The organism is Leptospira perdikensis, from assembly GCF_004769575.1.
Lineage (GTDB): Bacteria > Spirochaetota > Leptospiria > Leptospirales > Leptospiraceae > Leptospira_A > Leptospira_A perdikensis.
This window is the reverse complement of record NZ_RQGA01000001.1, coordinates 1-22,169: the sequence shown is the minus strand read 5'-3', so window position 1 is coordinate 22,169 and position 22,169 is coordinate 1. Positions and strand designations below refer to the sequence as shown.

22 protein-coding genes are annotated in these 22,169 nt (G+C 33.8%); all 22 read left to right on the top strand.

The window, feature by feature from the left end:
* Position 1: 1 nt before the first annotated feature.
* Positions 2 to 1,066, top strand: coding sequence for a nucleotidyltransferase family protein (locus EHQ49_RS00110; RefSeq protein WP_135575124.1), 1,065 nt, complete (start codon positions 2 to 4; stop codon positions 1,064 to 1,066).
* A 48-nt stretch (positions 1,067 to 1,114) separates the two neighbouring features.
* On the top strand, positions 1,115 to 2,605 hold the full coding sequence (locus tag EHQ49_RS00105; RefSeq protein WP_135575123.1) for a GMC oxidoreductase: 1,491 nt from the start codon (positions 1,115 to 1,117) through the stop codon (positions 2,603 to 2,605).
* A 36-nt stretch (positions 2,606 to 2,641) separates the two neighbouring features.
* Positions 2,642 to 3,808, top strand: a complete 1,167-nt coding sequence (locus tag EHQ49_RS00100; RefSeq protein ID WP_135575122.1) for a DegT/DnrJ/EryC1/StrS family aminotransferase — start codon at positions 2,642 to 2,644, stop codon at positions 3,806 to 3,808.
* Between the two features lie 12 nt (positions 3,809 to 3,820).
* Entirely contained in the window at positions 3,821 to 5,041 is a 1,221-nt protein-coding gene (locus tag EHQ49_RS00095) for a hypothetical protein (protein WP_135575121.1), read from the top strand.
* A gap of 7 nt (positions 5,042 to 5,048) precedes the next feature.
* The gene (gene pgl, locus EHQ49_RS00090; RefSeq protein ID WP_135575120.1) at positions 5,049 to 5,729 is read left to right on the top strand and encodes a 6-phosphogluconolactonase; all 681 of its coding nucleotides are present in this window, start codon (positions 5,049 to 5,051) and stop codon (positions 5,727 to 5,729) included.
* A gap of 1 nt (position 5,730) precedes the next feature.
* A complete protein-coding gene (locus EHQ49_RS00085; protein ID WP_135575119.1) occupies positions 5,731 to 6,621 on the top strand; it encodes an NAD-dependent epimerase/dehydratase family protein in 891 nt (296 codons plus the stop codon).
* 71 nt (positions 6,622 to 6,692) lie between these two features.
* Positions 6,693 to 7,337: an HAD family hydrolase gene (locus EHQ49_RS00080; protein WP_135575118.1), complete on the top strand. Its 645-nt coding sequence runs from the start codon at positions 6,693 to 6,695 to the stop codon at positions 7,335 to 7,337.
* Positions 7,334 to 8,068 carry an acylneuraminate cytidylyltransferase family protein gene (locus EHQ49_RS00075; RefSeq protein ID WP_135575117.1) on the top strand — a complete coding sequence of 245 codons (735 nt, stop codon included), beginning with the start codon at positions 7,334 to 7,336 and terminating at the stop codon, positions 8,066 to 8,068. Before EHQ49_RS00080 ends, EHQ49_RS00075 begins: the two co-directional genes overlap by 4 nt.
* 5 nt (positions 8,069 to 8,073) lie before the next feature.
* Positions 8,074 to 9,249 carry a radical SAM/SPASM domain-containing protein gene (locus tag EHQ49_RS00070; RefSeq protein WP_135575116.1) on the top strand — a complete coding sequence of 392 codons (1,176 nt, stop codon included), beginning with the start codon at positions 8,074 to 8,076 and terminating at the stop codon, positions 9,247 to 9,249.
* A gap of 5 nt (positions 9,250 to 9,254) precedes the next feature.
* Positions 9,255 to 10,064 (top strand): sugar phosphate isomerase/epimerase family protein, encoded by an 810-nt coding sequence (locus tag EHQ49_RS00065; protein WP_167482969.1) that lies wholly within the window; start codon positions 9,255 to 9,257, stop codon positions 10,062 to 10,064.
* Positions 10,057 to 10,776: an SDR family oxidoreductase gene (locus EHQ49_RS00060; RefSeq protein WP_135575114.1), complete on the top strand. Its 720-nt coding sequence runs from the start codon at positions 10,057 to 10,059 to the stop codon at positions 10,774 to 10,776. Before EHQ49_RS00065 ends, EHQ49_RS00060 begins: the two co-directional genes overlap by 8 nt.
* Before the next feature lie 11 nt (positions 10,777 to 10,787).
* A complete protein-coding gene (locus EHQ49_RS00055; RefSeq protein WP_135575113.1) occupies positions 10,788 to 11,615 on the top strand; it encodes a class I SAM-dependent methyltransferase in 828 nt (275 codons plus the stop codon).
* Positions 11,616 to 12,305: 690 nt separating this feature from the next.
* Positions 12,306 to 13,232 carry a hypothetical protein gene (locus EHQ49_RS00050; protein WP_135575112.1) on the top strand — a complete coding sequence of 309 codons (927 nt, stop codon included), beginning with the start codon at positions 12,306 to 12,308 and terminating at the stop codon, positions 13,230 to 13,232.
* A 2-nt stretch (positions 13,233 to 13,234) separates the two neighbouring features.
* Positions 13,235 to 14,332 (top strand): CDP-glucose 4,6-dehydratase, encoded by a 1,098-nt coding sequence (gene rfbG / locus EHQ49_RS00045; RefSeq protein ID WP_135575111.1) that lies wholly within the window; start codon positions 13,235 to 13,237, stop codon positions 14,330 to 14,332.
* Positions 14,329 to 14,745 carry a dTDP-4-dehydrorhamnose 3,5-epimerase gene (locus EHQ49_RS00040; protein ID WP_135575435.1) on the top strand — a complete coding sequence of 139 codons (417 nt, stop codon included), beginning with the start codon at positions 14,329 to 14,331 and terminating at the stop codon, positions 14,743 to 14,745. Before rfbG ends, EHQ49_RS00040 begins: the two co-directional genes overlap by 4 nt.
* A gap of 4 nt (positions 14,746 to 14,749) precedes the next feature.
* Positions 14,750 to 15,523, top strand: coding sequence for a glucose-1-phosphate cytidylyltransferase (rfbF, locus tag EHQ49_RS00035; protein ID WP_135575110.1), 774 nt, complete (start codon positions 14,750 to 14,752; stop codon positions 15,521 to 15,523).
* Positions 15,502 to 16,413 (top strand): NAD-dependent epimerase/dehydratase family protein, encoded by a 912-nt coding sequence (locus EHQ49_RS00030; RefSeq protein WP_208732131.1) that lies wholly within the window; start codon positions 15,502 to 15,504, stop codon positions 16,411 to 16,413. Before rfbF ends, EHQ49_RS00030 begins: the two co-directional genes overlap by 22 nt.
* On the top strand, positions 16,406 to 17,308 hold the full coding sequence (locus tag EHQ49_RS00025; RefSeq protein WP_135575108.1) for a glycosyltransferase: 903 nt from the start codon (positions 16,406 to 16,408) through the stop codon (positions 17,306 to 17,308). Before EHQ49_RS00030 ends, EHQ49_RS00025 begins: the two co-directional genes overlap by 8 nt.
* 46 nt (positions 17,309 to 17,354) lie before the next feature.
* Entirely contained in the window at positions 17,355 to 18,452 is a 1,098-nt protein-coding gene (locus tag EHQ49_RS00020) for a hypothetical protein (protein WP_135575107.1), read from the top strand.
* 311 nt (positions 18,453 to 18,763) lie between these two features.
* Positions 18,764 to 20,419: a DUF1420 family protein gene (locus tag EHQ49_RS00015; RefSeq protein WP_167482968.1), complete on the top strand. Its 1,656-nt coding sequence runs from the start codon at positions 18,764 to 18,766 to the stop codon at positions 20,417 to 20,419.
* A gap of 46 nt (positions 20,420 to 20,465) precedes the next feature.
* Positions 20,466 to 21,599 carry a glycosyltransferase family 4 protein gene (locus EHQ49_RS00010; RefSeq protein WP_135575105.1) on the top strand — a complete coding sequence of 378 codons (1,134 nt, stop codon included), beginning with the start codon at positions 20,466 to 20,468 and terminating at the stop codon, positions 21,597 to 21,599.
* 144 nt (positions 21,600 to 21,743) lie between these two features.
* Positions 21,744 to 22,169, top strand: a 426-nt coding sequence (locus tag EHQ49_RS00005; RefSeq protein WP_279638109.1) for an adenine nucleotide alpha hydrolase family protein, incomplete at its 3' end; no start/stop codon positions are given.

Below are 22,169 nucleotides of genomic sequence, written 5' to 3'. Positions count from 1 at the left end.
TATGATAAAAAATCTAAATACACTCCAAATTGCATCCAATCAGTCGATTCGTGCTGCTATGAAACAATTGGATGAAACTGCTGAAAAGATTCTCTTTGTCGTTGATGAAGATGAAAAATTGGTTGGTTCATTGTCAGATGGTGATATACGCAGGTGGATTCTTCAAACTGGCAAAATTGATGGTTCGTTAGTTGAAATTGGAAATATTCATTGTTATAGTGTTGAGTTGAAATATAATCCTGAAGAAGTGAAAAAAGAAATGGTTGCTCGAAAGATCAACATAGTCCCTGTATTGAGTGCAGATAAAAAAATTCAGGAATTTCTAATTTGGGATCAGTTTTTTGAAGGAAAATTCAAAAAAAAAGTAAAAAATCAAATCACCAATCCCGTTGTCATTATGGCGGGAGGAAAAGGAACAAGACTAGATCCCTTCACAAAAATTCTGCCCAAACCGCTTATACCTATAGGTGAAAAAACTATACTCGAAATTATCATTGATCGTTTTTTGGATTATGAAGTAAAAGATTTTTATTTTACCGTTAATCATAAGGCTGGTTTTATAAAATCGTATTTTGATGAATTAAAGAAGCTTTATAATGTTCATTATGTAGATGAACAAGAGTTTACTGGCACAGCGGGTTCGTTAAAACTGATTGAGGGGAAATTTACTGACCCGATCATCTTAACAAATTGTGATATAATTATTGAAGCTGATTATTCGGATATTCTGAACCATCATATCGAGTTAAAAAATCAAATTACGATGGTAACCTCGATGAAAAATTATAAAATTCCTTACGGTGTTTGTGAAATAGATTCCAATGCAAATCTTGTTGGTATGAAAGAAAAACCAGAGTTTAATTTTCTAATCAACACTGGGATGTATATTGTCAATCCCGATATGATTCAATTAATTCCCAAGAATACAATGTTCCATATGACGGATTTAATTGCTGAAGGTCAAAAAAGAGGACTGAAAGTAGGAGTGTATCCTATTAGTGAGAACTCTTGGATTGATGTAGGTGAGTGGGAAGAATACCGAAAGGCTCTGAAAAAGTTAACATAATGAGAAAAACGGGAAATGGTTAAAATTTCCTTAAAATAGAAAACTCAAATGAATCAAAGAAAAAAAGTAATTATCATCGGCGGTGGAACTGCAGGAATAACAATCGCAAACTATTTGCAGGATTATTTCCAAGTTTCGGTTATTGAAAAGAGTAAAAACAATAAGTATCCCCTTATTTTTAAAGTGCCGTTGCTTATTGGTATTTTGTTCCGAAGAAAAAAAACTAAGTATATAAATAAAACAGAATTCCTTCTAAAAAATGGGCGAACTATTCCATTTTATGAATCGAATTTACTTGGTGGGGCATCTGTTATGAATGGTGCCGTTCATGTTTTTGGATTTAAGTCTAAGTGGAAGTTGATTTTGGATAAATTTAAATTCTCGATAGAGGATTTGAATGAAAGTAATGATAAAATATATTCGTTTGATCGAAATGAAAAAAATAAAATTACATTAGCCAATGCTAAACTGAATGAAGTAGATAATGCCTTTATAGAAACCCTCCAGAAACAAAACATCAATGTTGATGATATGAGCCATTCTGAGAAACAAGCATGTGGGGCAATTCAGAATACGGTTAGGAAATACTTTCGGACATCGGTACTGTCAATTCTGAAGAAACGCCGGTTTGATGTTTTTATTAATGAAAAAGTTGATTCGTTTATACTTAACGATGAGGGTGAAGTTACCGGGGTCAGAACAAATAAGGGGATCCGAAATGCTGATTATGTTATATTGTCAGCGGGTGTCATTGGTAGTTGTAGCCTTATTTTGAATCAAAAAAACAAGGATACTTCGGGTAGATTCTCAAGTTTAAGTGTTGGTAAAAAAATTCAGGATCATACAAATTTAAGAGTGAATGTTTCTGCCAATAAACCTCTTAACTCTTTGAATGAAGTTTATAGCAGTGTTTTTAAAAAGTTGTTCTTGGGGATTAAACATTTCCTAGGAATCCCGACCGTGATGAGAGGCACAGGTGCTACATCGGGGGCTTACCTTGATTTAGACAAAGACGGTGATATTGATACGAGAATTCAAATTTTGCAGTTCTCTGAAGCCGGTCGTCATGGAAGTAAAGGTTCCGTTTTTAAGAGTTCTAAACCAGGTTTTTCTATTTCAATTAATGCAATACATCCGGAGTCTACCGGTTCCATTCAACTTAATGGTGAAAAAGTTATTGTAGATCCTAATTTTCTTTCCTCAAAAAAAGACATCGAAATATTAAAATTGGCACTTAAGTATTGTGTTGATTTGCTAAAATCACAACCACTGAGTGATTATGTTTTGAAAATTGATGATGAGGAAACAATTTTAAACGATCCAGAAAAATACATTCAAGAGTTGATGTATAGTGGTCATCATTTGATTGGCGGTTTGCAGGATGACATCGATTCGAATTTTGAAGTTAAAAACATTAAAAGATTATATGTCTGTGATGCTAGTATCTTTGACCGTTATGTTGCGAGTAATATTCATTCATCGGTTGTGTTACTTGCTGATATGTTCGCTAAGAGTTTTGTAGAAAAAAATAGATTCTAAATCACGGATATATTTTTGTAAAAATAGGAGATTATTGTGCCTGGATTCGAATTAGTAGGAAAAGAAGAAAGAGATTCTGTTAATGAATTATTTGATGATGGTGGAATATTATTTGCTCACGGTTTTGATGCTCTTCGTAATGGAAGGTATCGTGTAAGAGAGTTTGAAAAGGCTTTTGCAGAAAAAGTCGGTGTAAAATATGCTCAAGCTGTTTCATCAGGTACTGCGGCATTAAAAGTTGCTCTGTTTGCTGCGGGAATACGTCCTGGTGACGAAGTGATCACACAAACATTTACATTTATAGCAACTGTCGAAGCAATCATTGACTTAGGTGCAAAGCCAGTGCTTGTAAATATAAACGAGACATTAAACCTTGATCCAGTAGAATTCGAAAAAGCAATTACTCCAAAAACAAAAGCAGTAATTCCTGTGCATATGTTAGGTGTTGCTTGCGAGATGGATAAAATTTCGGAAATTGCAAAAAAACATAATATACTTATTGTTGAGGATAATTGTGAGTCTTTGGGAGCAGAATGGGATGGCAGTTATCTTGGTACAAAATCTGATGTTTGTGCATGGAGTTTTGATGCGGGCAAAGTAATCATTACCGGCGAAGGTGGAATGGTTACAACAAACAGTGAAGATATTTACAAATTTGCAAAAGAATACCATGACCATGGCCATGAAAGTAATCCAGCTTTCCCTAGAGGAAGAGATACTAGAAGAATTTACGGCTTTAATTATAGGATGTCTGAATTGCAGGCAGCCGTTGGCTTGGCCCAATTGAAAAAATTAGATTTTATAGTTCAGAAGAATAGGGAAAATTATGGGATTTGGTATGATGGCCTTAAAGAGATAAAAGGAATTCAGTTTAGAAAAATTCCAGCTTTAAGCAAACCTTTATGTGATTGTCTAATTTTCCAAGTAGAAAGTCGTGAACGAGCTCATAAGATCGTTGCAGAAATGGCTAAAGAAGGATTGGGAACTAAAAATGTGCCTGATGCTATCGAATGGCATTTTGCTAAATATTGGGATCACATGGCAGTAGCATTCGGAAAAACTAAAGATGAGTTGATTCGATTTACAGAACCGTCTGCAAACCAATTAGATCGAAGTATTGCAATTCCTATCATGGTTAAACACGATAGTGAAATCATTGAAAGAAATTTAGAGAAGTTACGTAATATACTCAAAAGAGTCTAACTCGTTTCGTAAATGTATAAATATAAGACTATTGTATTCTTAGTTGAAACTCCATTTACTAAGCGGGATGAGGAGCGTTTTGGAATTGCAGAGATACGATCTAACGGTTTAGAGGTAGTTGTTTATCAATTATCTCAGATTTTTCATAAAGAAGAATATAAGGATCGCGAAATTGATAATAACGATCAGAAACTTGTTTATGATTTTTCTAACTTAGCAGATCTTCGGAAAGCTCTTACCAGTGGTAAAACTGAAAAAATTGTTATCCTTCTCATGACTCAATATTTAGTTTTACTTAAATTATTAAATCAAATATCAGTTGATTATTCTTTGCATTTTACTAATCAGATTCCTTCTGTGTCTGTGAAATCAGATCTGTCAGTGGCAGATAAAATAAAAGTTTTTCTGAGTGAAAATGGATTTATAGGAGCAGTGTTTAAGGTTCCGTTATTTGCGCTTAATTTCATAAAAAATAGAATAAAAAAAGGAATTTTAAATCCTAAATACGTTATTGCTGGCGGAAAGTATTCAATACTATCGTTATCTGAAAAAATTCGTAAGAGTGCAAAAATCGTATGGGCGCATAGTTTAGATTATGATCAGTATCTCCGCGGTAAAGAAATAGGGCCAACCCCCGATTTCTATGATATTTACGGAAAAAAATATCCTGTAGAAAGTATTTCTGATGCGATTGTATTTTTAGATGAGTATTCTCCATACCATCCTGATAACGCATTTTTTGGAATTGCTTATGCTGATAAACCTGAGACTTATTATCCTACCCTTGAGAAGTTCTTTGCCCATCTAGAAACTATTTTTCAGAAAAAGGTCGTAGTTGCTGCACACCCGCGTTCTGAATATACCGATAAAGATCATTTTAAGGAATTTATTGTGATAAGAGGAAGGACAAATGATTTGATTCAATCATCATCCTTTGCTCTTTTACATTCTAGTACAAGTATTAATTTTGTGAATTTGTATCAAAAACCGGCAATATTCTTTTATACGTCTACTATGACTGATAGATACAAACAGATGACGAATCTGTTTGCTGAGTGGCATAACGCAAATTCTGTTGAAATAGGGCTCGAGTCTGATTTAAGCCAATTTGATTTTTATAAATTAATAAACAAACCACTGGATTATACAAAATACAAAGATTCATTCATAAAAACTTTAGATTCAGAGAATGATTATTCGTGGAATATTTTCTTAAACGAATTTAGGGTGTAGTAGTTAAATGTCTTTTGATTTGGTTGTCTGTAAAAAAGAAGAATGGACGGATACGGTTTTGGATTATATATCCAAAACAATTTCTGATCAGTTGCGAGTCGGTCAAAAAAATGGAAACCAAATACTAAATATTTTAGTTTCTGGCGGAACCACTCCGATTGGAATCTATAAAAGATTTCATGAATTGCCATTTCCTTGGCAACAAATTCATTTATGGCAAGCTGATGAGAGATGTTTTCCTGAGAATCACTTAGATAGAAATGATGTTGTGATTAAGAATGCATTAGGAAAGGATTTACTTTCTAAAATCACTTTTCATTCGATGGCGGGAGAAGAACCGCTAAAAATGACTGCATTTTACCAGCAGGAAATTCAATCGGTTTCTCACTTTGATCTTTCTATTCTCGGCATTGGCGAAGACGGTCACACAGCAAGTTTATTTCCTGGTAATGACCTTGGAGATTCCACAAATTCTGTAGATGTAATTCCGGTATTCAATTCTCCAAAGTTGCCCTTGGAACGTATTTCGTTGTCTGTAAATTGTATCAATCGGTCGAGTCACATTGTTTATCTTGCCTCTGGTGAATCGAAAAAAGATGTGATCGAAAAACTTAAACAAAATACGGATCTTCCTGCATCGAAAGTGAAGGGAAGGTTTAGTACAAAGATTTTTTATTCTCTGGATTAATATGAAGATAATTGTATTTGGTGGTTCTGGTTTTCTTGGTTCTCATGTGTCTGATGCTTTGAGTATAGCAGGTCATGAGGTGACAATATTTGATCAAGTTAATTCTCCTTGGTTGCGATCGGATCAGAAAATGATCGTTGGCGATTTGTTGTTGGCCGATGCAGTAAATGATTCGATTAAAGGTTTTGATGTTGTATATAATTTTGCAGCTCTAGCTGATTTAAACCAGGCATTGGATAAACCGTTAGATACTGTTCGTATTAATATATTAGGTAATGCGCATATTTTGGAAGCATGCAGAAAACATAAGATTAAAAGATTTATGTATGCAAGCACAGTTTATGTTTATAGTAGGGAAGGTGGTTTTTACAGGTGTAGTAAACAAGCATCCGAAAGTTATATTGAAGAATATAAAAAGGTTTATGGATTAGATTATACCATTTTGCGTTACGGTTCGCTCTATGGACCGCGATCAGATGATTCGAATGGATTGTATCGGATTGTTAAAAATGCCCTTGAGTCTGAAAAGATCTGTTATGAGGGTAGTCCTGATAGTTTACGAGAATACATTCATGTCGAAGATGCGGCCAGGGCTAGTGTAGTGGCAATGGGTGAAGACTTCCGAAACGAAAGTGTCGTGTTTACAGGCCAAGAACCAATGAGGGTTTTGGATCTGCTAAAAATGTTGGCCGAAATATTAGGTAAACCGGAATCCGTTGAGTTTAGTGAGAAAGACCAAGTGGGTCATTACATACGAACTCCTTATGCATACTTACCAAAAATTGGACGTAAATACATCCCACCTCTTCATATGGATTTAGGTCAAGGGCTGTTACAATTGATTGAAGAGGTAAAGCAGAACCAAGATCTAAAGGATACCAAAAAAGTTTAATCTACTACCGGATATGAAACCAGATTAAACCCTTTAGAGTGTGCATTTGTTTACTCTGAAATCTTTATAATATGAACCTGAATACTTTTTCTAAGTATAAAATTATTTTTTGGGACTTCGATGGAGTCATCAAAGACTCAGTAAGAGTCAAATTGACCGCTTATAAGAGTTTATTTCCAGATGCAAATCAGGAAATTTTGCAAAAAATTGAAAATCATCATTTAGAAAATGGAGGGATGTCCAGATTCAAAAAAATACCATTGTATTTGGATTGGAATTCCCTTCCATGCGACCAAAATACTATTGAAGTCTATCAAAGTAGATTTGCTGAGTCTGTAATTCAAGCTGTAATCGATTCAGCATGGATAGAAGGTGTTGAACTTATACTTCGTAGTAAAAAAGAGAACCAGTTATTTGTTATTGTTACTGGCACTCCGCAAGAAGAAATTGATGTGATTCTAAAAAGATTAGATATTATAGATTTATTTGATAGAGTTTATGGTGCGCCAACAGAAAAGGATAGAGCCATTCAACTCACATTAAGCGACTGGAAAACTTTACCGCAGGATACGTTATTGATAGGAGATAGCGAATCTGATTTCAAAGCAGCAGAAATTAGCGGAAGTAACTTCATTTTTGTAGATAATGCAGAAGAGTCAGGATTTTCGAAAAAATATACAGGAATAAGAATTAGGAATTTTAAGGGAATGTTATGATAGTAGCTTTATTACTCGGTCGAAAGGGAAGTATCGGATTTCCTGGAAAAAACACTTATCCAATCAATGGGAAACCTTTGGCTTGGTATCCTATGAATGTTGCAAAAAATACAAAAGAAATTGATAAAATTTATCTTTCAACAGATGATCCCGAACTTATGAAAATTGCCCGCGAGGAAAACGTTGAGGTTATCGAAAGGCCACCGCACTTAGCAACCAAAGAGGCCTTAGGGGAACATGCATACCAACACGGATTCGAAGTGATTAAAGAACGAAATCCCGGTATAACTATTGAACTTGTTGTTTTGCTTTTTTGCAATGCAGCAACATTAACATCTAAAACAGTCGCTGAGGGGATTAAAGCACTCAGAGAAAATAGTTCTGCTGATTCTGCGGTTACAGTTTCAAAGTATAATATGTGGTCTCCTTTAAGAGCGAGAAAAAAAGATGATCATGGTTTTCTTCAGCCTTTTGTTCCGTTCGAAACTTTTGGTGATCCTAAAACTTTAAATTGTGATAGAGACTCCCAAGGTGATGTATTGTTTGCCGATATGGGTTTGTCGATTGTTAGACCTAAAAATCTAATCAATCTGGAAGATGGAATGTTGCCACAAAAATGGATGGGTCAAAAGATTTTGCCTCTTTATCAAGAAGCGGGTTGTGATGTGGATTATGAGTGGCAGATTCCTGTTGTTGAATGGTGGTTAAAGAAGTATGGGGAGTTTAATTAAATAATATGAAAGAGATAGACCCAAAGATTTACAAAAAACATCATAGCTTTCAAGACTTTAAAAGTCATAAAACAGGTATCATCGACTACCAAAAAACGCGAGCTGTTCGAGTTCTCAGTGAGTGGTCGGAAGGGAAGTTAAATACAACCCACTCGGTTCACAAAAAGGAAAATTTTGTAGAGGTTTTAAATCTTGTTTTAGTTGATCTAAAATCAGATTTAGATGATGTTCTTTTTAAAATTACTCCGTTCATTGCGGAAGAAATGTATACATACAGTGATGAAGAACTGTTGCGATTCTTTTATCACCGTTATCGTTATGATGTATTCCCTCAATTAGAACGAATTGATAATTACCCACCTTATTTACAAATCGAACCATCTTCTATTTGTAATTATCGTTGTGTTTTCTGTTATCAAACAGATGTTAATTTTTTTAAAAAAACAACTCCAGGGATGGGCCAAATGTCGCTCGAGTTGTTTCGGCAAATTGTTGATGAAGCATATGGGAATATCGAATTTCTTTCTCTTGCCTCACGAGGTGAGCCACTTTTAGCAAAAGAAATAGAAGGAATGTTACAATACGTTAAGGGAAAATTTTTAAACCTTAAAGTGAATACAAATGCTTCTCTTTTAACTGAATCAAAGGTTCATGCTCTTTTGTCAGGAGGGGTTAAAACAGTTGTATTTTCAGCAGATGCCGCAGAGGAACCGCTGTATAGCCAACTACGAGTGAATGGAAAACTTGATAAGGTTTTAAAAAATATCGAAATGTTTCAATCAATTCGACAAAAAGATTATTCTGATTTACCTGTTATTACCCGTGTATCCGGTGTAAAGGTGACGGAAAAACAAGATATTGACTCTATGGAAAGAGTTTGGGGTGGCCTTGTTGATCAAGTAGCATTTGTAAACTATAATCCTTGGGAGAATATTTATGAGGCGAAACCCAATGGCCAGACCAAAGCATGTTCTGATTTATTTCGCCGAATGTTTATATGGCAGGATGGATTGACTAATCCATGTGATAGTGATTATAAATCGAATCTTCAAGTTGGAAAATTTCCAGATCATAACATTTCGCAGTTATGGAGAATGGAAAGATACGAGAACCTACGCAGTGCTCATAAAAGTGGAAATCGTCAATTAGTTCATCCGTGTAAAGGTTGTGCAGTAGTTTAAAACTCGTGAACTTATCGATTTCAAATATTATCTGGCCTAAGGGCGAGGAATTTCTTGGAGAATTTTTAAGCGAATTGCCCAAACTAGGTTTTAGAGGTGTGGAGTTAGCATTAAATTGTTTCTGGGAGGAACCTACTACTGTCTCTAAGGCGAAACTTGATTGGTTGAATGATTTGCTTAAGGTCAACTCTTTGCGAGTTTCCGCCTTACATTCGCTTACTTTTACGCGGGAAGATTTAGAGTTATTTGGATCAGAAGCAAAAAGAGCAGAGATGTTGGATTATCTTAAAAAGTATATAGACTTAGCAGTTGGTTTAGGTTGCAAGGATATAGTATTAGGATCTCCCAAGGCGAGAAAAAAAAACGGAAAAAAAAAGGAAGACTGCAATCAGATTTTCTTAGAGTTTTTAAGTGAAATTGACTCCTACTCACCTGGAGTTAATATAAGTGTAGAGCCATTACATCCAAGTTCATGTGAATATTTGAATTATTTTACTGAAGTATTATCTTTATTAGAAAAAAACAATTTTGAAAACATCAAAATTCAGTTAGATGTTAGAAGTTTTATTGAAAATGATGAACCATCGGATTTGGTTGAGGATTTTTATTCATACATAAGCCATTGCCAGGTAAGTGATCCTGGTTTGCTAATACCATCAAACCAATATAGTGAAACTCATAAAAAAATTTCCGATGTATTAAAACGTAAAAAATACGATGGGTTCGTTGCTGGTGAAATCATAAATCCTATGCAGATTGAAAAAAAAGAATACTTAGCTTCTGCCTTTAAAAGTTTGAGTTTATACTATGGATAGTTATCATGTACTGATCAGTGGAGCAAATAGTGATTTGGCACAGGCATTCATTGAAAAAGTTTTAAAAATTCCTAACTTAAAAAGTCTACATTTACTTACACACACTGATTATCGAAGTAGTAATGAAAAAGTAAAGGTTCACTCCGTTAATTTTCTAAATCACTCATCGTTAAGCGAAATTAATGATGTAATTGCCGGCGAGGGAATCACACATTTCATTCAATTTCATGGATTCGCATACTCTGAAGATAGTATTCAGAAAATTACTGATAAAGATTTTAGTGAAACTCTCGAAATCAATTTAACATCAGTAGCCTTTGTTTTAAAGGCGATACTGCCAAATATGGAATCTCAAGGTTACGGTCGGATTGTTTTGATGTCGACGGCCTCCGCTGGATATGGTGGTGGAAAAAATAGTTTTTCTTATGGACTGGCAAAACATGGAATTCTTTATTTAGTGAAACATCTTGCGAAGTATTATACTCATAAAAATATACTTACTAATAGTGTTTCTCCAGGATTTATTCGATCGAAGTTTCATACGCAGGTGCTAAAGAAAACTGAAGTTGAAATGGAAGAACGAGCTAAGTCTGTACGACTTGGGCGGATCGGGACTCCGGAGGACGTTGCAAGAGTAATTTATAATTTAGCTTTTGAGAACGATTTTGTAACAGGCGAAAACATAAAAATTGACGGTGGAGATTTTATTTAATAGGGGATACTATGTACGACTTTTATTTTGGAGAAAAAGAACAAATTTTCAGCGATGAGAAAAACTACCTTTTAACGGTTAAAAGGATGATGCCACGCTGGTGCAATTCAATTCCAGATTCGGAATTTTTGGCAATATACGATGATTTGAATTCATCTAATATTGTTAGGTCAGAATCAACGGGTGTTATAGTGGAAACTGGTTGTGGTGCAAGTACAATCGTTTTATCTTATTTTGCTTTAAAGTACAATAAGAAGCTGTATACTTGGGATACGAACCAAAACAAACTTTCTTATATTCGATCTATTATATGCGATACGCATCAGCGGATTTTTCAGAAAGCATTACACGACAACTGGATTTATATCGGATATTTGAGTACGTCAAACGAATTGGGAATACCAATGCTCGCCGAAAAAAAAGAATCGATCGATTTTGGTTTCTTCGATTCTGAACATACTTCGGATGTTTTAGTTCCTGAATTGGAATCTGCATTAAAATTAGTTAATGATAAGGCGATTTTTGCACTAGACGATGCTAACTATCGATATCGCCACAAGAACATTGCATATATTAATGTTTTTCGAAAGAAACTAGGTTTACCTCCAGTTGGAGAGCCTGCGGAGAACTTAGGCGAATGTTATTATGTTTTGGCTGAGTCGATCATTAAGGATCAGTTTCCGAAGTCATCTAAGATAAAGGATTCTTATAAGGAAACTTTTAAGGAAGACATTTTTTGGAATTATTTTTCCAACGATCGAGCGATTATGAATTCTTTGGGAATGGAGAAAATGAAGGAGTTGGAACATCGCTATGATAGTTTCCGAATTCTAAAATAAATTTAATCGAACTATAAAATCCAGTTGTTAGGAATTGTTTTATGATTCTTAAAAAAAATTCCGGCTGGATTTCGTTTTATAAGCATTTTTAAAGTTATGAATTCTGATTTGATTCCGTCGCACCTAGAAGAAGTATTTAAAAATCTAAGTAAATTATCTGTTTTTTGCAAAAGGTCATGGATTTTTTCTACGTCATTCTTTTTTTCTAAAATAGGTGCCTATGAATCCAAACTCAAATTTAGTTCTGGGCAAAGAATATCTTCCTTTGGTCTCGTTATAAAAATAATAAAATACTACCTAGTTGTTGGATTTTATTTTCTAGCCTTTCTTCTTCTTAAGTTCGTCCATTTATTATCTAGTTTACGATTTGAAATTACAAATCTAAAGACAGTATACATTGATTCTTATGTTGTTTTGGCAAATGTTGAAAAAGGACAAAAAATCCTCTCGGATTATTTCCCAAATTTATTACAACATTTTGAATCCAAAAACATTCAATATGTAATCATACCAAGATTCTATGGTTCTTTTAGTCCTACATTGTATTGGAAAGTTTTTAATACACTCGATAAGTCTGAAGAGAATATTCTAACAGAATTTCAACTATTGGGGTTTTTCGATTTTATAAAATTGTTTTGCTCTTTACTCTTTTACCCATTTTATATGTTTTATTTTTTATATTTCAGTAAGTTGGGTAAAGAAACGGATCAAACGACAAGATTTTTTTTTTGGTCTGATTTGAATGGTTCAAATTTTTTTGGAACGGTTCGTTATTTATTTGGGAAAAAATTAGCTAAAATAATCACTCCGGGATCTAAACTCATTCAATGGAATGAAGGCCAACCATACGAAAAATGTATCAATAGGGCACTGAGAGAGTCAAAAGCTGAAGTTAGAATTTATGGCTGTCAGTTATTCCTTTATCCTCCTGAGTTATTGAATATATATTTTGATCCGAACGAAATAAAAGAACATTTGGCGGACCAAATTTTGGTCAATGGAAAGTTTTATTTGGATCATCAATCTTTATTTAAAGTTGGAGCTTCTTTGAGATACGCTAAGCTATTTAGTTTAGGGATTCTTCCTTCTGCAAACACTAAAGTATTAACATTATTTTCCTATTTTCCTGACAGTAATTCTTTCATTCTTGAATTGTTGAAAGAAATACCCATTGAAGAAAATGATAAATGGGCTTTAAAATTCCATCCTTCAACTAATGTTAAAGAATTTGAAAACTTGCTCCCTGAACCGCATTATATTACTTACGAGAATCTATATGATTTGTTCCCTCATTTCGGCTTGGTGATTGGTTCCTCATCAGGATCCTTAGTTGAGGCAGTAGCATGTGGACTTTCGGTAATTGTAGCTGCCGAAAATGGGTTCGTTGATTATACCTACCTTCCTGAATTCTGTAAGGGAATACTTTGGGATGTTGCTTATGATGTTAATAGTTTTATTGAAGCAAAGGAAAGGCTTTTACGACAGGTAAAATCAAATTCGAAAGAAAGAATCAAAATGATACAAAAAGTAAGATCCGATTTTTTTTGTGAACCGACGGAAAAAATGATAATCAATACATTTGAATTAGGAGAGAGCTCTAAATCTGTTATAAATTGAATATGAATATAAAATCACATTATGAAAACAAAAGAGTTATTGTAACTGGTCACACCGGTTTTAAAGGTGCGTGGCTAACTACATGGTTAAAATTAATGGGTGCAGAGGTTTGTGGAATAGGACTTGATCCAGTTTCGTCACCTTCCCATTTTGAAGTAGGGCATATTGGAGAATCAATTACCGATTTAAGGATAGATATTAGGGATCGCTCGGCTATTGAAAAAGCAATTCTTGATTTTAAACCTGATTATCTATTTCATCTTGCTGCTCAGTCTCTTGTAAGAAAATCGTACAATGATCCGATGGAAACTTGGAATACAAATGTTCAAGGAACCCTTCATGTATTAGAAGCGTTACGGAAGTATGATAGTCCATGTGCTGCTGTAATTATAACTAGTGATAAATGTTATGATAATGTGGAATGGATTTGGGGTTATAGGGAAAACGATGCCTTAGGTGGACCAGATCCTTATAGTGCTTCAAAGGGAGCAGCCGAATTAGCAATCAAATCTCATATAAAGTCGTATTTTCCAAAATCATCAAGTAAGGTAAGGATTGCTTCCGCAAGAGCAGGAAATGTGATTGGTGGTGGAGATTGGGCAGAGGATAGAATTATTCCGGATTGTGTTACTGCGTGGGCTCAGAAGAAGACAGTTGACTTAAGAAATCCGAATGCCACAAGACCGTGGCAACATGTTCTGGAACCGCTTAGCGGTTATTTAACGTTAGGTGCATATTTATATTCAAATTCAGAGTTACATGGTGAACCGTTTAATTTTGGTCCTTTATCGAATCAAAATCATAGCGTAATTACGTTAGTGAAAAAGATGGCTTTGCATTGGGATTTAGTTAAGTGGAATGATGTTTCCAGCCAGTTTAAAGGTCCATATGAGTCAGGGCTTTTAAAGTTGAACTGTGATAAAGCTTTAGCTTTGTTAAATTGGACTGCAGTTATGGGTTTCGAAGATACAGTTAAGTTTACTGCTGAGTGGTACAAAACTTATTACAGTAAACCAGATAACATTATCGATACTACAGTGGAACAAATTAAACAGTACCAAGAGTTTGCGAAAAATAAGGGTTTAGAGTGGGCTACGTGAATTTATCTGAAATTCAAGTTACAACTTTAAAAGAAATTCCGACCGCAGGTGGTAATGTTCTCCATGGTTTAAAAAATTCAGATCCAAGTTTTTTTGGATTTGGGGAAGCTTATTTTTCCTGGATTGAAGCTGGTGCGATTAAAGCATGGAAACGTCACAATCAGATGATTATGAATTTGATTGTTCCAATAGGGAATGTAAAATTTGTTTTTTATAATTCAGACTCTGAAGAGTTTGTTTCTGAAACCATTGGGGAAAGTAATTATTCCCGAATTACTGTTCCAACTGGTATTTGGTTTGGGTTTCAAGGAATTGATTCACCAAAGAATTTAGTTTTAAACATCTCTAGTATTCTGCACGATCCTTTGGAAGCTGACAGATTAGATCTCTCAAAAATTAACTATAGTTGGTAAACGAATGAAAGTAATTATCCTTGCAGGTGGTTTTGGAACACGATTGTCAGAATATACTGACGTGATTCCGAAACCGATGGTTCCTATTGGCGGAAAGCCGATTCTCTGGCATATAATGAACCATTTTGCTTTATATGGTTTTAAAGATTTTTATTTAGCTCTTGGATATAAAGCTGAAGTTGTAAAAGAGTATTTCCTCAACTACCGCTCCTTAAATTCAGATTTTTCTGTAAATTTAGAAACTGGAAAAATCACACATTACAATTCACCAGCCGTTGATTGGAATGTGACTCTTGTTGATACAGGACAAGAGTCAATGACAGGTGGTCGGTTGCTGAGAATGAAAGATATAATTGGCAATGAAACTTTTATGGTTACCTATGGGGATGGTTTATCAAATGTTAACCTGCAGAACCTCCAAGATTATCATAAATCTCATAAGAAGATGGTAACAGTAACTGCAGTCCATCCTGGCGCGCGATTCGGCGAATTGGAGATTCATGACGGTAGCGTGAAAAGTTTTCAGGAAAAACCGCAAACAACTCAGGGTTGGATTAATGGCGGTTTCTTTGTAATGGAACCGGCGTTTTTGAATCTTATTGAAAATGATCAAACTATTCTTGAAAAAAAACCATTAGAGACTGTTGCAAAAAATAATGAACTAATGGCATTCAAACATGATGGCTTTTGGCAATGTATGGATACGAAAAGAGACAAAGATCATTTAGAAAAATTATACCAAGATGGAAAGGCTCCTTGGACAATCCTAAACTCTTAGTTTTTGGTGGGACCGGCTTTATCGGATCCCATATTGTAACTGAAGGTGTTAAAAGAGGCCTTCATGTCACATGTGTATCCCATAAGAAAAAAATCCAAACTAACGAACATTTATCGTCTATTCTCGCAGACCTGAATTCAACGGAGTCAATCAAATCGATACTGTCAAAAGAATCATTTGAGTATATCATTCATGCGGGAGGATATATTGACCATACTCATTATAAAAATGGTGGAGAAAAGGTCATTCAACAACACTTAAATTCCTTATATTCGATAGTTTCAAATTTAGATAGAACCAAACTAAAAAGGTTTATCTTTTTAGGAAGTAGTGATGAGTATGGGAACGCAAAAGCTCCGCAGATGGAATCTATAAGGGAAAAACCGATTTCCCCTTATTCGTTTGCCAAAACTGCAGGTTCCCATTTTTTGCAAATGCTCCATAAAAGTGAAAACTTTCCTGCAACCATTGCCAGATTATTTTTAACCTACGGGCCCGGACAAGATGATAATCGATTTCTACCGATGATCATTAAAGGATGTTTAAAGGATGAAGAATTTCCAACATCTTATGGTGAACAACTTCGCGATTTTTGTTACATTCAAGATACAGTGGATGGTATTTTTAGTATGTTGGATTCGGATGAGGCTGTTGGAGAGATTTTCAATTTAGCATCAGGAAGGAAAATCTCCATACGAAGTATGATTGATAAAATTGTACAGTTAGTTGGCAAAGGTAAGCCGATCTATGGACAAGTTCCTTATCGAGTGGGAGAAAATATGGAACTCTATGCAGATATCACCAAGGCAAAGGAAATTCTAAATTGGGAGCCCAAAGTTTCTTTAGATGAAGGATTAAAGGAAACAATTCAGTTTTATAAAAATGCTTAGCCAACATAATGAAAACGCTGTAGTAAGCGTTATAATGAACTGCTACAATGGTCAGGAGTATTTAAGAGAGGCAATTGATAGCGTAATAAACCAAACTTATCCTCATTGGGAACTTATATTTTGGGATAATCAGTCTACCGATGAAAGCTCAAAGATAGTAAAATCCTATTCAGATAATAGGATTAAATATTATTATTCGCCTATACATACAAAATTATATCCCGGTCGAAATTTAGCTTTAGAGAAGATTAATGGTAGGTATATTGCATTTTTGGATACCGATGACGTTTGGCATCCAGACAAACTTAATGAGAACATTGCAATTTTAAACAAGAAGGAATACTCTTTAGTAAGTTCGAATTATTATTTGATTAATCGCCAGTCCAAGATATTAAAAAGGGCAATACGGTTTAACAAAAAATCCGGTCATATCACTGGAGAATTAATAAATGATTATTATATAGGAATTCTCACTGTCGTTTTGGATCGAAAATTACTGAAATCAGAGGAAAAGCCATTTTCCGAAAATTTTAACCATGTTGGTGACTTTGATTTATTTTTACGACTATCTGAAGATAATAAAATATATTATGATAGTCGGACTTTGGCATATTATCGCATTCATGAAAATAATCTTTCTTCAAAGAAAAGTTTAGAGTTACTTAGAGAGATCAAGGTAATGGAAAGAACTTTAGAGAAAAGGGATTTTTATAAAAAACAAAAACACCTAATCCAAAATTTGATTTTAGTTAGAAAATATTTGCTCTTTAAGCAGTTTATTGTTAAAGGAAGACATATTCCGTTGATGGAGTTGGTTAGTCTTTTTGTTAGAAAACCTATTTTTTTTGTTAAGTTAATCGTCCTGGTTTTTTTGCATTTTTTACATTTGTCGTAGATTGTTGATAAGATTGATAAAAGTCGGATTTTAAAAGTATATAAACATGAAATTTAAAAGTAAACTTACCTTCTTTGTTTTAGTAGCCGCAGCCGTTTTTTTATATTATTTTATATTATATAGGGCCTGGGGGGAGAGTTTTTTTTATGAAATGGAGCGGTTCGGCGACAACTCACCCTTTAGTAAAATTTTTAATGCGATATTATCTGGGAGTTTTATAGAAGTTAAGGATGTTGTTGTTTTTTGGGGTTATCCGATCATATGTTTATTTTTTTCAACTGTCACAACTGTAAATTTTGATTTATCGTTAATATTTGTAAATTTGATTTCCGCGGGATTGTTGTTCTCAATTCTGAAGAATTTATACAATGAATTTGTAGCCATTTGTTTTAATATATATTCTATCGATTGGATTCAAAGAGTATTAATTGGTGGCAGTGAACCGACGTTTTTATTATTCGTTTTTCTTTCTATATTCCTTTATCGTAGAAATTATAATCTATATTTAATTGGTTTCTTGATTGGTTTATCTTATACTGTAAGACCCTTGGGTATTTTTCTCCTGTTTGCAATTGGATTAGATTTATTGTTGAATCGAAAGATTAAAGAAATCTTTTTTATAACTCTTTCTTTTTGTTTAGTTTTTTTTGCTTATCATTTATATTTAAATCTAATGTTAGGTGATTCTTTTGCTAATTACAATAACTATCAGAAAAAAGATTGGGATTCTCGGTTACCCGTCTCCTTCCCATTTTTTATACTTCTGAAAGGTTTAGTTTCATTGGATACTGGTTTGTTAAATAAAGTAAAACTTTGGGCATATTTTCTGGTTTCACTTGTCCCTTTAATTTATTTGCTTGTGAATCATAAAAACAATAGGGACCTAAAAGCCTATCGTGTGGAACTGGTATTTGGCTTTGTATATTTTCTTTTTCTGGTTTCTTACAATACAACATTTTGGATCGCAGCAATTTACCCGAGAATTTTTTTACCAATAGCGCCAATCGCTATCTTTATCTTGTTTCGAGGTAAAAAACATATCACCAACCTCGAACGTTTTTCTCTTTGGGCTATTGGCGTTGTGATGATAGGTGTAGCAGCGATTTCAACGGTTGGAGTGCAGAATCTCAGTTTAATTAAATAAGCCATGAAGTCTCTTCTGATTTTAAATCACTAAATTGAAGTCAGTATAATTAATTCTGAATCAGTCCGTCTTTCTTTTGTCCCCATAAACAAATTATCCAATAAGAATTTATGTACAAAAATTTAAACGATTTGATAATTCACCCCTTTATATCATTTTTAACGTCGGTAGTTTTGTTAATTGGTGTTGCCGCTTTTGGTTTAGTTTTGTTTTTTCTTCTAGGAAAAATCTACAAAAAAGGCTGTTTTTCTAATCTAACGAAAAGGTTTCTAAATCAACTTGTTTTTGGGTTTATCTTTCTATCGATATTAGTGAATTATTTCATTCTGTTTGAGGTGATTCGTCCGGCGCAGGTAAAGTTAATTGGTTTATTTACCTGTTTGTTTGGATTTGTATATTTACCCATACTTCTTAAAAAGTTGTATGAACTTAGAAAGTTTTATCTTAAAAAAATTCGTAACTTTGAGCGCTTTGATGTTTTAATTTATGGCATTTTGATTGGTTATTTTTTATTAGCTATTTCACCTCCGACGGATGCGGATTCCCTGAACTATCATTTATCGGTTCCTTTAATTTTCTTAAATGAAAATAATATAGTTCCAGACTTAGGGTTTTTCCATGAGCGTTTGTTAGGTTCTGGAGAGATTTTTGGATTAGTTTATTTAAATCTTGGGGCCGAACAATTTTCAAGTTTACTTCAGTTTGTGGGGATTCTCTTAATTCTAAGAGGATTTGCAAACTTGGGGCAATTAAATAGAGAAGTTTTGAAGTTAATCAAGGTAAGTTTTTTAAGTATTCCTGTTTTGATTTTTCTTGTATCTTCTTCAAAAATGCAAATGTTTCCACTTGGAATCATGTCTTATGGACTCGTATCTATATATCGATATCAAAAGCTAAAAAGCAAAAATAGTTTAATCCTTTTAATATTACTAGTTCCAGTTGTTTATTCGATATCATTAAAGTTTTCCTTTATGATTTATGCTGCAGTTATATTTTTGTTTTTAGTATTTAATTTAAAATCGAAAAAACATTTCCTTTTAGTTTCGTTTTTTTTCCTTTTAATATATCTGCTCATTATTTTACCGTTTGCTTATTATCGGGTGAGATACTTAGGGGTAAGTGTATTCTATAGTGCGATTGATCCTTTAAATGGAACCATCCCTGGTTTAGGGAAATTTAAAGATTATTTGAAATCCTATCAGGATACCTCTCTTGGATTTCCTTTTTTTTTGTTTTTTCCAAATTACAAATCGCCTGGAACAACCTTTATCGGCGCATCTCTTTTAGTTTTGCTTTTAGTTTTTGATATTCTCAAAAATAAAAGAATACATGGATTGTTTCTGCTTTTTTTGTTGGATCTCCTCTTAACTCGATTTTTTTTGCAGCAAAGTTCACGTTTTTATTTAGAGAGTTATGTTTTACTTTCTATATATTTATTAAGTATCTCACATTCGGATAAGAATCAAAAATTAATTAGATTCATTCAAGTTCCGATTTTTTTTCAAGGATTGATTGTGTTACTTATTTCTTTATATTTTGGTATTAATTTAGTAACTGGATTGTTCTCGTTATCAAATCGGAAAAATATGATGAGGGAAAATGCATTTGGTTATGGATTGTCTGAGATGTCGTATGAAAGTATGCCCGATAATTCTAAGCTTTTATTTAATCATACTTCGTTAGTATTTTCGAAGAGAAGACCATTTTCTGACGACTGGATGCGTTTTGCTGATTCTTGTGACGGGTTTACTTACTTTACCACTTATTTGCGAGAAAAAGGAGTAAAGTATTTTTTGGTTAGGGATGCTAATTATAGTAACCGGTTTTTGGTTGATGACTCGATGATTTTAGAATCAAAGTTGGGGATTTCCAAGGAGACCAGAATTCCATTGAATCGCAATCAGAAATATTCTGCCACAATTTCTAAAATTGGTGGAGAAAGTTGGCTTGGTTGTTACGAGAAATAAATTTGATAACTTTAAAATTTGTTAATATATATGGATTGTCGTTAGTATGATTATAGGTATCGATGCTTCTCGAAACCGTTCAGGAGGGGCAGTAAATCATATCATTGGAATTTTAACTCATTTCAATTTCAAAAAACATGGAATTGAGCGAATACACCTTTGGTCTTACCCAGAATTGTTAGATAATATTCCTGAATTCCCGTGGTTAATAAAACATTCCCCACCGGTTTTAAAGAGATCTCTTTTATTCCAATTAGTATGGCAAAGATTTTCCCTAATAAGGGAAGCACATCGTTTCGGATGTGATTTGATGTTTGATTCTGATGCAGGATCGATTTCGGCATTTAAACCATATGTTTCAATGAGCCAGGATTTATTGAATTTTGAAGAAGGTTCGACTCGCTCGTATCGAATTGGATTTGCCTGGCTTCGCCTTAAGGTTCTCTATTATGTGCAGAAAGTTTCTTTTCTAAATGCTAATGGAGTTATCTTTTTAACAAATTATTCAAGTGAAATAATCCAAAAACATACGGGAAGATTACCTCGTATAAAAATCATTCATCATGGAATTGATTCAAAATTTAATAAAAATTTAGTTCAAAAGAAATCGCTAAAGAATAATGAAATTAACTGTATATATATTTCTCCAATTTTGGAGTATAAGAATCATTTTCAAGTTTTAGAAGCAATCTATCTCTTGCGTAAAAAAGGATTCAAAATTGGCATTACCTTAGTTGGGGATAGTTCATCAGAATTTGGTAAATTAATTATAGAGAAAGCAAAAGAATATGATCCAAATCAGGAATTCATTTTCATTCTTGGAAAAGTCGAACATAATGATTTACCTCAAATTCAGTCTAAGTCGGATGTGGTTGTATTTGCTTCAGGTGTAGAGAATATGCCCATTACGCTGATGGAGTCAATGCTTATGGGTTTACCGATTGTTTGTTCAAATCAAGGACCGATGCCTGAAGTTTTGGAAGATGCAGGTATTTATTTCGACCCTAAATCTGTAGAATCAATATATTCTGCAATAGAGCGGCTCATTCAAAATGATAAATTAAGATTGAATGTTGGGAAGAAAGCGAAACAGTTAGCTTTAAAATATACATGGAATAAATGCTCGGAAGAGACGTTTCAATTTTTGGAACACATTGTGAATGAATTTAAAGAAAAATAACAGGAAATAGATTCTCTATAAATAAAACAATACATGAACTCTAATTATAAAATTTGCTCAAAAACAGTAATCGATTCAACTCTTCCAGATGTTACCTTTGATGAAAATGGTATTTCGAACATATATTGGGATTTTGAAAATCATGTGAAACCGAATTGGTTCCCGGATGAAGCTGGAAAAAAATACCTTGAGTCTGTTGCTTTTAAGATTAAGAAGCAGAATAAAAACAAAGACTTTGATTGTATTCTTGGCCTTAGCGGTGGAGTTGATAGTTCTTATATGCTTCATACTATGGTCAAAGAATTTGGATTAAGGCCACTTGTCTTCCATGTCGACGGAGGATGGAATTCCGAAATGGCTGTAAATAATATAAGTAAGCTTGTAGACAAGTTAAACTTAGATCTATTCACGGAAGTAATCAATTGGAATGAAATGAGAGACTTTCAACTGGCTTGGTTTAAGTCGGGAGTGCCTCATATAGATATTCCTCAGGACCATGCTTTCGGGGCAGTGCTTTATAATTTCTCGGATAAATACAATATCAAATACATTCTAAATGGTGGTAATATT

Excerpts from the sequence above, each read along its gene's own strand:
- EHQ49_RS00110 (WP_135575124.1), top strand. The coding sequence starts at position 2 with ATGATAAAAAATCTAAATACACTCCAAATTGCATCCAATCAGTCGATT.
- EHQ49_RS00105 (WP_135575123.1), top strand. The coding sequence starts at position 1,115 with ATGAATCAAAGAAAAAAAGTAATTATCATCGGCGGTGGAACTGCAGGA.
- EHQ49_RS00095 (WP_135575121.1), top strand. The coding sequence starts at position 3,821 with ATGTATAAATATAAGACTATTGTATTCTTAGTTGAAACTCCATTTACT.
- pgl (WP_135575120.1), top strand. The coding sequence starts at position 5,049 with ATGTCTTTTGATTTGGTTGTCTGTAAAAAAGAAGAATGGACGGATACG.
- EHQ49_RS00085 (WP_135575119.1), top strand. The coding sequence starts at position 5,731 with ATGAAGATAATTGTATTTGGTGGTTCTGGTTTTCTTGGTTCTCATGTG.
- EHQ49_RS00080 (WP_135575118.1), top strand. The coding sequence starts at position 6,693 with ATGAACCTGAATACTTTTTCTAAGTATAAAATTATTTTTTGGGACTTC.
- EHQ49_RS00075 (WP_135575117.1), top strand. The coding sequence starts at position 7,334 with ATGATAGTAGCTTTATTACTCGGTCGAAAGGGAAGTATCGGATTTCCT.
- EHQ49_RS00070 (WP_135575116.1), top strand. The coding sequence starts at position 8,074 with ATGAAAGAGATAGACCCAAAGATTTACAAAAAACATCATAGCTTTCAA.
- EHQ49_RS00060 (WP_135575114.1), top strand. The coding sequence starts at position 10,057 with ATGGATAGTTATCATGTACTGATCAGTGGAGCAAATAGTGATTTGGCA.
- EHQ49_RS00055 (WP_135575113.1), top strand. The coding sequence starts at position 10,788 with ATGTACGACTTTTATTTTGGAGAAAAAGAACAAATTTTCAGCGATGAG.
- rfbG (WP_135575111.1), top strand. The coding sequence starts at position 13,235 with ATGAATATAAAATCACATTATGAAAACAAAAGAGTTATTGTAACTGGT.
- rfbF (WP_135575110.1), top strand. The coding sequence starts at position 14,750 with ATGAAAGTAATTATCCTTGCAGGTGGTTTTGGAACACGATTGTCAGAA.
- EHQ49_RS00025 (WP_135575108.1), top strand. The coding sequence starts at position 16,406 with ATGCTTAGCCAACATAATGAAAACGCTGTAGTAAGCGTTATAATGAAC.
- EHQ49_RS00020 (WP_135575107.1), top strand. The coding sequence starts at position 17,355 with ATGAAATTTAAAAGTAAACTTACCTTCTTTGTTTTAGTAGCCGCAGCC.
- EHQ49_RS00010 (WP_135575105.1), top strand. The coding sequence starts at position 20,466 with ATGATTATAGGTATCGATGCTTCTCGAAACCGTTCAGGAGGGGCAGTA.